6 protein-coding genes are annotated in these 12,382 nt (G+C 45.9%); all 6 read left to right on the forward strand.

The features are described from left to right. Positions 1 to 98: 98 nt before the first annotated feature. Positions 99 to 1,253, forward strand: coding sequence for an N-acetylglucosamine-6-phosphate deacetylase (gene nagA / locus AC58QD_RS13915; protein WP_497334142.1), 1,155 nt, complete (start codon positions 99 to 101; stop codon positions 1,251 to 1,253). A 135-nt stretch (positions 1,254 to 1,388) separates the two neighbouring features. Next, positions 1,389 to 6,116, forward strand: a complete 4,728-nt coding sequence (proA, locus tag AC58QD_RS13920) for an anti-phage protein ProA (protein WP_497334144.1) — start codon at positions 1,389 to 1,391, stop codon at positions 6,114 to 6,116. 20 nt (positions 6,117 to 6,136) lie between these two features. Beyond that, positions 6,137 to 6,517: an MmcQ/YjbR family DNA-binding protein gene (locus AC58QD_RS13925; protein WP_497334146.1), complete on the forward strand. Its 381-nt coding sequence runs from the start codon at positions 6,137 to 6,139 to the stop codon at positions 6,515 to 6,517. A gap of 108 nt (positions 6,518 to 6,625) precedes the next feature. Continuing rightward, positions 6,626 to 7,150 carry a hypothetical protein gene (locus AC58QD_RS13930; protein ID WP_497334148.1) on the forward strand — a complete coding sequence of 175 codons (525 nt, stop codon included), beginning with the start codon at positions 6,626 to 6,628 and terminating at the stop codon, positions 7,148 to 7,150. Positions 7,151 to 7,443: 293 nt separating this feature from the next. After that, positions 7,444 to 9,123, forward strand: a complete 1,680-nt coding sequence (locus AC58QD_RS13935; protein WP_497334150.1) for an S-layer homology domain-containing protein — start codon at positions 7,444 to 7,446, stop codon at positions 9,121 to 9,123. 171 nt (positions 9,124 to 9,294) lie between these two features. After that, positions 9,295 to 12,354: a heparinase II/III domain-containing protein gene (locus AC58QD_RS13940; protein WP_497334537.1), complete on the forward strand. Its 3,060-nt coding sequence runs from the start codon at positions 9,295 to 9,297 to the stop codon at positions 12,352 to 12,354. Positions 12,355 to 12,382 lie beyond the last annotated feature (28 nt).

Here is a 12,382-nt window from a genome sequence, read left to right on the forward strand (position 1 = left end):
GAGAATCGAAATGAACAAGCTGTTTAAGGAAAAAGGAATTAAAGGTGAGTGGAAATAACCGGACCAGATAAACAAAAGATGAGGAGAGCGAGAGAGAAATGACACAGAAAATACTAAAGAATGCTACGATTTATACCCCAACAGGGGTCATTATAAATGGTTACTTGTTCGTTAGTAAAGATGGGAAAATTGAGTCTATCGGAAACGGGGATATAGAGATCCCCGAGCACGCGGAGGTTATTGATTGCACGGGCAAGCTAGTGCTTCCTGGTTTTGTTGATGTTCATGTACATGGCGGAGGCGGCTTCGATATGCTGCAGTCCACCTTCGAGGGGCTGGACGGGATGAGCAAGTTTCACGCTGAGCGCGGGACTACCGCATTCCTGGCTACTACTTCTACAACAAGTATGGATCGAATAGAGGGAGCGTTACGCAATGCAGCAGCAGCGATCGGTCGAACAACCGGGGCTGGACTGGCTGGTATTCATCTGGAAGGACCTTATTTGGATGAAAAGCGGAGAGGGGCTCAGAGTAAAGAGCATATCCGCCTGCCGAATCTGAGGGAGATTGACCACCTTCTAGAAACCGCAAATGGACATATTCGTCTGGTTACCTTGGCACCTGAGGTCGAGGGAGGTTACGAGGCAGTTCGTCATCTCACGGCAAAAGGAGTCACCGTTTCCGCTGGCCATACCGATGCAACATATGCAGAGATGGAAGAAGCTGTACGTGCCGGTATTAATCATACGACTCATCACTTCAATGGAATGAGTCCCTTTCACCATCGGGAGCCAGGTGTTGCAGGAGCGGGTATGATGCTTCCAGAGCTTACGACAGAATTGATCTGCGATGGTATTCATGTTCATCCTGCAGTGGTGAAGCTATTGTTCCAGGTTAAAGGAGTGGACAAAGTATGCATGATCACCGATGCCGTCTTTTGCGCAGGTCTTCCTAATGGCGACTATGGGAGGGTCAAAGTGAATAACGGCGAGATCTACCTGGCAGACGGATCGAGTCTGGCGGGCAGCTCTCTAACGATGCTTCAGGCACTGAAGAACGCCCTTCGTTACACTGGGTATTCGCTTGAGACATTATTGCCTTCCATGACCTCTGTTCCAGCGCGGCAAGTCCGTCTTGATGATCGAAAGGGTTCACTGGAAAAAGGTAAGGATGCTGATTTCTTGATTCTTAATCCAGAATTGGAGCTGCAATCCACGCATGTGATGGGTAAAGAAGTTTATCGCTCGAACTAGACTTATGCAATGATCTAGCTGTATCCGATTTTTCTGGATGCAGCTTTTCTTTTTAAATCCCCTCAGGAAAGGTTTACCGCAGCAAATATCGAATTATAATAGAAAATATCGAAATTTCTGTCGGAGGATCCTATTATGAGCAGCACCATACGCAAAAAATTAGACATAGCCAGGCAAGAGCTGCTGGATCTTGGCTTGCGAAATCCTTTACTTAATTATAGAACGCTCAAGGCAAGAGGTCTTGATATAGTGGATGAGAGGCCTGAGGATGTATACCAAATTGTTGTTTCCAATAAGAAGAAGATGACCTTTCTAACACGTGAGCAGGTGGAGATCGTTGAGACTCAGCCTGATTCACAGGAGATTACATCTGCACCTGCTTCCGTACCTCAGCCTGTGTCAGAACAATCATACAAGGATGCGAAGCTGCAAACGAACTATTCTGAAAAGCAAATTCAAAGCCGTCTTTTGAACACCTACACAGCGGCAAGAACCTATATAGAGGAGCAAGGGGTTAACATTCTCTACATGGCGCTCGGGATGCTCAAGTGGTATGAGGCGGATTCCAGCCAAGAGCCCAGACACGCTCCGCTGATACTTATTCCAGTCAAGATCGATCGTGTAAGTGCGCGCGAGCGGTTCACATTGACCTATACCGAAGAGGACATCGGTCATAATGTTTCCTTAATCGCCAAGATGAAGATAGATTTCGGGATCACGATTCCTGAATTCGACGATGAGGAGACTGGGATCAACGATTACTTCTCGCAAGTTGAAAATGCAGCAGCCGGGCAGAAGCGGTGGTCTGTTGATTATGATTCCGTGGTCATCGGATTTTTCTCGTTCGGCAAATTTCTCATGTATTGGGATCTGGATGTGGACAACTGGCCGGAGCATGCTAATCAACTGGATCATCCGGTAATTACGGCACTGCTGCAGGACGGATTTAATGAGCCGTCATCAGCGATTCGAGATGATGATCAGCTCGATCAATTCTTGAAGCCCGAGCAGTCCAACCTGATCAAGGAAGCAGACAGCTCGCAATTATTAGCAATTACGGACGCCATCCAAGGCCGGAATCTGGTTATTCAGGGTCCTCCTGGAACTGGGAAGTCGCAGACCATTACGAATCTGATCGCCGAAGCTATCGGAAATGGCAAGAAGGTGCTTTTTGTATCTGAGAAGATGGCAGCGTTAGAGGTTGTTAAGCGCCGGCTGGATGAAGCAGGTCTAGGTATTGCTTGTCTCGAGCTGCACAGTCATAAAACGAACAAAAAGTCGTTGCTAAATGAACTATCCTCTACATTAGATCTGGGCAGACCCGTGTACTCGCCTAATAACAGCGCTGAGCTGCTCGATGATCTGCGGAATCGATTGAATGATTACTGTGAAGCCATTCATTCCCCAATAGGAAATTCCGGCGTAACACCTTACCAGGCACTAGGTGAGCTGACCCGCTATAATGTTGTAGCCAAACAGGTGACATTTCCCAAAATCCAGCTGGAAGCAATGGGAGAGTGGACATCCCAATCGTTCAACAAGTTTGAGCTCCTAATAGAAGAGCTTCAGAGTACAGTACGTTCCATGGGCCTGCCGAGTAAACATCCTTTCTGGGGCAGCCGGAAAAGAATGATTATGCCCTATGAACTGGACGAGCTGAGAATCGGGTTACTCCAAGCGATAGAAGAAACTCAGGCTTTGCATGCGTATGGGGCAGAGCTGGCAACCGTAACTCAATATCCGCAGCTAAGTAAGCAATCGGATGTGAATCTTTTCATAGAGTTAGGTAAAAGGATAATGCAAGCCCCTTCCTTAGCACAGATTAATCTGCTCTCAGACAAATGGGTGTCAAACGGGGATAAGCTGAAGCAGCTTATAGAACTAGGACAGAAGAACGCAGCCCTTCGATTCAAATGGGAGAATCAGCTCCTTGCTGCAGCATGGGAGCAGGATGTTCTGGAGGCAAGACAATCGATTATTCGTTTTCAAGGCAAATGGTGGGGGTTTATTTCTTCTGATTACAGGAGGGCCAAGAATAAAATAAGTGCCTTGCACCGGTCACCAGATAATAAGAACCTGGACTATTTAGGTACCATCGACGCCATTCTTGAGGTTCAACAAACGAATAAATCTGCAATGGTTTACGAAGGACTGGCAAGAGAGCTATTCGACGGGGATTGGAACGGGATGAACACAGACTGGGAGAGAGCGGCGCAAGTTTTTGATTGGGTTAGTCGTCTGCAACAGGATATTCGCAGCGGTGTCCTACCGGAATGGACGATTCGATATGTGAATAGTCAATTGCACAATCCGGATATGGGGCAGATGGTTAGCAAGCTGGAACAACTCAATCACCGTTATATCTCATGCCTAGATCGAATAGAATCCCTATTGGAATTCGACGGTGCTGTACGATTTGAGAATCAGCTTCCGCTTATGCGTCAAGATTTCTCCCTTGTCGTCGACATGCTTGCAGGATGGTCCGAACATGTGCCGACCGTACAGACCCTGGTTTCCTTCAATCAGCTTTCGGAAGCATGCAAGGACCAGGGCTTGAAGCCTTTCATCGAGTTGGCGGTTCAATGGGAGCTTTCGGGTGAGAGACTGCTCGATTGTCTTCGCTGGAACTGGTACCAGACGCTTGCGGCGAGAGCATTCAAAGAACGGCCCTCCTTATCTCAGTTCGAGGGAAGCCGCCATGCGCATACGATCCAGAAGTTCGGGCAATTAGATATGGATCTGACCTATATGAACCGGTATAAGCTCGCGGAAGCGCATTGGCGTAAACTTCCGCAATATGATGCAGGCGGACAGTTGGGTGTACTGCGGCGGGAGTTCGAGAAGAAAACAAGACATTTGCCGATTCGGCAGCTCATGTTGAGAGCTGGTAACGCAATCCAGGCTATCAAGCCGGTTTTTATGATGAGTCCTTTATCAATCGCTACGTTTCTGAACCCAGGCAGTCTGGAATTTGACTTGGTCATATTCGATGAAGCGAGTCAGGTCAAACCGGTTGATGCTTTTGGTGCGATTATTCGAGGAAAGCAGGTTGTTGTTGTCGGTGACAGCAAACAAATGCCGCCAAGTAATTTCTTCGATTCCATCTCGAAGGAAGATGATCTGGATGACGACGATGATCATATTGCCCGAGATATGGAAAGTATTCTTGGCCTGTGTGTGGGGCAAAATGCGCCGCAGCGAATGCTGAGATGGCATTACCGCAGTCGTCATGAGTCTTTGATCACCGTGTCCAATCATGAGTTCTACGATCATAAACTCGTTATTTTTCCAAGCCCGGATGCGGACCGCAGTGACTCTGGCTTAATCAGCCGCTACTTGGGTCATACAAGCTATGATCGCGGACGCTCCCGTACGAATAAACTGGAAGCCGCAGCTGTTGCACAAGCGGTTATGGAACACGCGAGAGACTATCCGATGCTGTCTCTTGGGGTCGCAGCCTTCAGTATGGCCCAGATGCAGGCGATTATAGATGAGCTGGAGCTGTTACGACGGGCAGATCCTTCCTGTGAATCCTACTTCGCATCCCACGCTCACGAGCCATTCTTTGTCAAAAACCTGGAAAATGTGCAGGGAGATGAGCGTGATGTTATTTATATCAGTATTGGTTACGGCAAGACCGCAGAAGGCTACCTCGCCATGGACTTCGGCGCACTCAACCGCGAAGGCGGAGAACGAAGACTGAATGTGTTGATCACGCGAGCACGACTTCGCTGTGAAGTATTCACCAACTTGAGATCAGAAGACATCGATCTGAATCGCAGTGGAGCACGCGGTGTCAAAGCTCTCAAAACTTTTCTGCAATATGCGGAAAGTGGCAGACTTGATGTGCCCGTTGCAACTAAGAAGGAAGCCGATTCGCCTTTTGAAGAGGCCGTGTTCAAGCAATTGACCGATGCTGGTTATGAGCTACAAAAACAAGTAGGATCGGCAGGATTCTATATCGATATGGCAGTCATTGATCCTCTCAAGCCTGGAAAATACATGATGGGGATTGAATGTGACGGAGCCAGCTATCATAGTGCCCGTTCCGCTCGGGATCGCGATCGGCTGCGTCAAGAGGTTCTCCAGGGGCTAGGTTGGACGATTCACCGAATATGGAGCACCGATTGGTTCCGGCATCCTGAGCGAGAATTGGCCCGCGTTATAGAAGCTATTGAAAAAGCCCGTCTGGGCTTGAGAGAAGCTCCAGAACCGAACCCGCTGCCGGTACAACAGGTTCCGCAGGTTCCAACAGAGAATGAAGAGATCCAACGTGAAAGCAACGATGGAGCAAGATTGGAACAGACGAATCAAGAAAATCCAAAGTATGTTGTGGCGGATATCCTGATCGATCTCGTTGGACATGAGCTGCATACCATTCCAATCGCAACGATTGCTTCCTGGGTGCATGATATTGTTAGAGTAGAAAGCCCTATTCACAGCAGTGAAGTCGTAAGACGCCTTAGTGAATTGGCTGGGTTGAAGAGAGCCGGTACGAGAATACAAGCTATTGTGGAAGAGGCTATTCGCTATTTGACTAACAAAGAGAAGATTGTTCCAAGAGGCGACTTCCTGTGGATTCCAGATATGCAAGTTCCAATCGTTAGAGATCGCAGTGAGCTTGCTTTTAAAAAGATAGATCTTATCGCTCCGCAAGAAATTGCAGCTGCCATAAGGAAAGTGGTTGAAGCTTCGTACGGAATGAATAGGGAGGATTTACCTCAAGCAATATGTCAATTGTTTGGTTTATCGCGAGCCACAGATGACGTTAAAGGTCAGGTAGAGAATATTGTTTCGAGAATGATTGCCAGGGAACAGCTTGCGGAGAAAGGGAACCAGATTTCTCCTATCAGCCCAATCTAGACGTAAAGGAGGAGCTTAATATGAACATGAATATTGAACAATCTAAACAGGGTATGGAAATGGTGGCAGCAGTGAGAGAAATCGTTAGCTCCTTACCCGAAGTCGTCGAAGAGGTGGATGGTTTTGGTCATATTGTATTCCGAGTGAAAGACAAATCTTTTGCTCGGATAGGAGGAGATGACGAACGCGGATTCTCACTTTCTTTCAAAGCTACCCGCGAGACTCAAGAATTCCTTGTGCAGCAGGAGCCCTACTGGAAGACACCCTATGTGGGTCAGCACGGTTGGGTGTCAACTTGGGCCAAAGAGCCGAGAATTTGGGCGGATTTGGAACCTCTTCTTGTGGAGGGGTACTGTCTTGCAGCTCCTAAGAGCCTTGCAAAAATGGTATTGTTAAAGTAAAGATATAGTAGATTAGCATCAAATAGACATCTGTCGAATAATGTCAAAAAAATAGATGAGTTACACGAAGCAAAGTGCTCAGCAATAGCTTGAGGAGGTAGATCCAGCTTGTTCTTGTTTCATGCTTTGCAACAGCTTGGGGAAGCTTATAGCTACTACTTCTCGCATCCTGTGCTATACCTGATCTCCATCCCGATCGCAGTTGTCCGAACTCTTCAAGTCCTATACAAGAGCCAGTTCAGAGCGATTGTACATGGTGCAATTGAGGTTATCGTTGAGCTGGTCAGACTCATCCAATATACGGCAATTGTAATGTTAGGAACGGGGACATCGGTAAGTGATTTGCTCTCATCCATATCGGCATGGGGGCAAATGTTCGCCGGAATTCACCTGATACATAAGTCTGAAGTGATCTGGGAAATTACAGGATTTGTAATAGTTCTTTCGATCTATAAATTATTCTTATTTTTCATTGTGCGTGCAACGATAACCTTTACTCTTCGCGACACCTTAAATGGGACTCGTTTTGATGGACCTACTTTGCAAAATGCTATTTTGCTAGCTTTTAAGAATCTCTTCCTAATCCCAGTAGTTGTGATCTATTTATTTCTAATTCTTAGATTTATTACTTAAATAAGGAATTAAACTTCAAATATTTGAGAAAATACAGACCTTTCGGGCATTGTCCGGAAGGTTTTTTGTTTGTTTTCAGCTTTATTTTCTGCTCAAAAAATAATTTTACAATAGCTGCTCTATTTATGTTTCAAACATCACTGCGAGGGTTAATAGTTCATGTTGCCCTATTTTTGTTGTTTTTTTCCAACAACCCCCTTATACTATTAACGTATAACGAATCTTTATAAATGTATATGTCTAGGGATTCGTATGCCTTTTTATTCATGTGGAAAGGAGGTGAAAAAAATTATATGAATAAAAATAGTTTTTACGAGACAGCAGAACATATTCCAGAGAGAGAAAGGAGCGGAAGAAGCTTGCTGAACAAATCTATGTTAAAGAAAACCTCAAGTTTACTAGCAGCAGTGATGATAGTTTCCATGCTCGTCCCAATTTTTGCTTTCGCAGCAAATTTTGTGGGGTTTAGGGATGTTAAGTTTAATCATGATGGAACCGTTACGGGTCAAGTATATTTCGACTCTGAGAGAGTCACAGACAGTGTATATCTGAATGTGTACTCCAATGGAGACTTTTATTCTGCGAATTCCGTAAATACGGCGACTTATGCAACTTACGAGAATGGTTATTATTACTATAATCTCGAAAATATTAGAGTAACCGATGCAACGTATAACTCGATTGACTTACATGCTTTAGTAGATGGAGTTACGTGGGATGTTTATGGTCCTTTAACCAGGCTTCCTGCTCCGCCAACTGGATGTACAGTCAATTGCGGTGGCGGTGGTGGAGTCATTATCCCGCCAACAGGAACAGACACGATTGAAGTAACAAACGGTAAAGTAGATAGCGATACATTGAAAAATGCACTAGCTAAATACGACAATGTTACCCTGAACATTAAAGGGGACACCGTACAAATTCCAGCTTCAGCATTAATCGACGCTGCCAAGAAAGACGGCGTTACGATTACGATAGTTGGGGAAAATGGTACATATATACTCCCGGTATCGGTACTTCTGCTAGAAGAACTGGCTAAAGAATTAGGCGTTGATGTCAAAGATCTGAAAATCAACGTTGGAATCACAAAAGTAACAGGTGAACAAGGAACAGCTGTTACAAAGGCGGTCGAAGAATTGGGCGCTGCTTTGGTTGCAGATATTGTGGACTTCACTCTGACCGCCGAGGGAAAAGACGGCAAGAAAATTGCGATCGAATCCTTCGGAGACACTTATGTGTCTCGCCAACTTACATTAACGAGCAAGCCGACTAAACCAACAACAGGCGTGGTATTCGAAAATGGTAAGGTTAGCTTTGTTCCAAGTACTTTCTCTACAACGAATGACAAAACAATTGCTACTATTAAGCGCAACTCGAACAGTATTTATACGGTAATAGAGCTAGAGAAGTCTTTCAACGACATCAATGCGCACTGGGCTCAATCTTATATTGAGATGCTAGCCAGTAAGCTGATTGTTGATGGAGTGACGGATCAGTTGTTCGAGCCGGACCGCAACATTACTCGTGCCGAGTTCGCAGCATTACTAGTTCGTTCACTTGGACTTGAACTTGCTACAGACACATCCACTTTCAGTGATGTAGCTGCAGGTGAATGGTTCAGTGGAGTTGTTGGCGCAGCAGCTAAAGCCAAGCTGGTAGACGGTTATGAAGATGGTACATTCCGTCCGAATGCACAGATCTCCCGCGAAGAATTAGCGGCAATGGTCGTTCGTGCTCTCAAGTATGCGGGCATGGAGATCAAAATCGACGCTGCGAAGCAAGCTTCGATCTTGGCGGCTTGGAGTGACTCCAACCAGATCGTATGGGGACATAACGAGATTGCAGCAGCAATCGAAGCCGGTATTGTGGATGGTATGACCAACACAACATTGGCGGTTCGCGAGAATGCAACTCGGGCTCAGTCCGCAACAATGCTTAAGCGTTTCTTGACCAAGGCCGATTTTATCGACTAGTGGTTCAAGCTCTGTAACTCGTAAAGGCTTATATCTGGAGGCTAACCCCTTCAGATGTAAGTCTTTTTGTTTTTGCGAGCTTTTGATGTAGACAGATTAAGGGGAGAACTCCATAATGGAAGCGAATGAGGAACCGATCATAAGTATTAGGGAGGGACAAACTTGAAACAAGTGAAGACCAGAAGCACCTATTATACGCCCGCAAAAGTAAAAGCGGCTCGTGCAAATGTTGAGAAATTAGATTGGGCAGCAGCGGAACGAGACCAGGCAGTACTCCAAGCCAATCAATTATTGGACAGAGGGCTCATGTTTATTTGGGAAGCTGTACCAGGGCAGAATTTGCCTCGAAGCTACCAGACTAATCAAATTCTAGGTAACTTAAGTCCGTTGTCAACAGCCGAACCAAGCGATAACCCTCTGAACAAGCTTGGGAATTATCCTTGGATTGCGGATCCTTTGAACAATCCTTGGAAGCTGACCGATCCTACGACCGGCTATCAATTTCCTACTAATGATTTTGGTGCCTACTACAGAAGCGGTCTGGATGGTAAAGGAGAGTTTAATCCTGCGCTAGCTGACCGCAGCTTACTTGTGAATACGCTTTATCCTGAAAAAGGGGCGGATTGGGGAGTTGATGACGGATACGGTTGGGTGGATACCGACACTGGCTATCGATATACGTTTATATCATATTATGTGCACTGGTTCTTATGGTTCGGTGCGAATAATCTGGTTGTTCGAGGTCTTACTTCTCTGCGTGATGCGTATTTGTTCACTGGAGATAGCAAGTATGCAAAGGCTGGAATTGTGCTGTTGGACCGCATTGCGGACATCTACCCGAGCATGGACGTAAGTTTGCATGATCCCAAGCTGTACTTGAATTCTCACGGCGGCAGCGGGCAGGGGAAAGCGATCGGGTGTATATGGGAGACGGGGTTGGTAAAAGAACTAATAAGCTCATATGATGCTCTTTTTCCAGCGTTAGATGATCCCATTACAATTGATTTCCTGAGTAACCAATCGAAACGATATGGGTTAGCCCCGAAGAATTCGGCCGCAGAGATTGCATTTAATATAGAAAACGGTATATTAAGGCAGACCTTCGAAGGGTTTAAGACAGCCAAGATTCGCGGCAATAATGGCTTTCATCAAAGTGCCTTGGCTTATGCGGCTGTTGTCCTGGACTCAGATCCAGAAACGAAGGAATGGCTTGATTATACGTTTCAGGCTGGTGGTTACAAGACTAATCCACAGCATTTAACTGGAGGTAACGTCTGGAATACATTGATCAATGATGTGGATCGGGATGGGCATGGCAATGAAGCGGCCCCTGGTTATAATCGTCTGTGGCTGACTACATTTTTAAAGGTGGCGGATGTATTAGACGGTTACGACCGATATCCATCGGTAGATTTATTCCGAAATGCTAAGTTTCGTAAGATGTTCCATAGTGTATATCCCGTGACGATGGTTGAGCGTTATACCGCACAAATCGGGGATACTGGAGTGACAGGCAATCCAGGAACCTTACTTAATAAGGCGGAATCTGTGCTTGCCTTTCAAAGATATGGGGAGCCCATCTTTGCCCAGATTGTTTACATGTTGAATGGAAATGTCGTCACGGGTATTCATGGAGATATATTCACAGACAATCCGGAGCGTGTTGCGGATGATATTGCGCAAGTTATTCAAGAGTATGGTAAATTCGAGCTTGATAGTGCTAATTTGACAGGATACGGCTTCACTGCATTGAGAGATGGGGGACCGTCGGAATTGGAAGCAGGGAACAGCACCCTGCGTGATCTATGGCTGTATTATGGACATAATGGCGGACACGGACATTGCGATACTCTGAATATCGGTATACATGCATTTGGAATAGATTTGATGCCAGATCTAGGGTATCCGGAGCAGGCCAATCCTGCGGACATGCACAGGCTGGAATGGGTGAAGCATGTCGTTAGCCATAATACGATCCAAGTGGATCGTCACAATCCTAGAACTCAATGGGTAGCAACTCCTAAGCATTATGATGACTCGGAAATAGTAAAATTGATCGATGTTGAAGCGCCTCTGCTGTATCCCGAGACGGACTTATATAAGCGGACCTCAGCATTAATCAGAGTAGATGACAATAACTCCTACGCCATTGATTTCTTCCGTGTACGCGGGGGAAGTGAACACCATTTCAGTTTCCATGGGGCTGAAGGCACGGTGCTAACAGAAGGATTAGATTTAGTAGAACAAAAGACAGGCACCTATGCCGGTACGGATACACAATTCGGTATTCGTCCTGAACATGAGACTGTGGTAGGCGGAAACTATAGTGGACCAGGATTCCATTGGCTTCGTAATGTGGAGCGTGATGGAAGTCCATCTGCTGGATTCAGTGTTGATTGGTGTGTGAAGGATACTTGGAATGTCCTTGGTAACGGCACGGGTGCGACAACAGACATCCATTTACGATTGACAATGCTGACCAAAGTTGACGAGGTGGCTCTAGCAGATGGCGTACCTCCCAGAAATAAGCCCGGCAATCCAGCAACTCTCCGATATATGCTTGCTCATCGAGATGGACGCGGAGAAGCGCTTGACAGTCTGTTCACTTCCGTAATAGAACCTTATAAGGGGGAACGTTTTATTTCCTCTATTCAGTCTGTCGAGATTGTGACTGGCAACGGGGATTATGTAGATGAACAGGAAGCGAAAGCGGTGAAGGTTACGCTGAGCAATGGTCGAGTGGATTATTTGATGCGTGCCAGCCATTCGGATCGAATATACTTGGTTGATGGACGTATTGAATTCAGCGGATTCTTCGGTCTATATTCCGAAAACAACGGGGAAACTGTGCACCGTTACGTTCATGACGGAACCCGGATTGGTATCATCGGGGAATCGAACTTACTTGGAATAGGGCATATCGAGGGAGAGATTGTGGATTTTACGAGGGAAATGAGTTCAACTAATTACATAGATGTATCGATGAATCTAACTTCTTTTGCTATGGATCAGCTTAAGGGCACTTTTATTTATGTTGAAAATGACGGAGAGTGGAATGCATCTTATAAGATTCTTGATGTGACACAGCTAGAGCTTGGGAAGTTCCGTCTAGACATTGGGGATATCACCTTGATCCGTCGTTACCGGAGTCAGGAAGAACCTGAGCAAGGATTCATTTATGATTTGGTACCAGGTGCAGCCTTCCGAATACCCCTTAGTCATTCAGACTAAGAGGCGAGACAGTGAAGATTCTGGTATT

The organism is Paenibacillus sp. J2R1T-4 (assembly GCF_059692235.1).

Excerpts from the sequence above, each read along its gene's own strand:
- AC58QD_RS13935 (WP_497334150.1), top strand. The coding sequence starts at position 7,444 with ATGAATAAAAATAGTTTTTACGAGACAGCAGAACATATTCCAGAGAGA.
- proA (WP_497334144.1), top strand. The coding sequence starts at position 1,389 with ATGAGCAGCACCATACGCAAAAAATTAGACATAGCCAGGCAAGAGCTG.
- nagA (WP_497334142.1), top strand. The coding sequence starts at position 99 with ATGACACAGAAAATACTAAAGAATGCTACGATTTATACCCCAACAGGG.
- AC58QD_RS13925 (WP_497334146.1), top strand. The coding sequence starts at position 6,137 with ATGAACATGAATATTGAACAATCTAAACAGGGTATGGAAATGGTGGCA.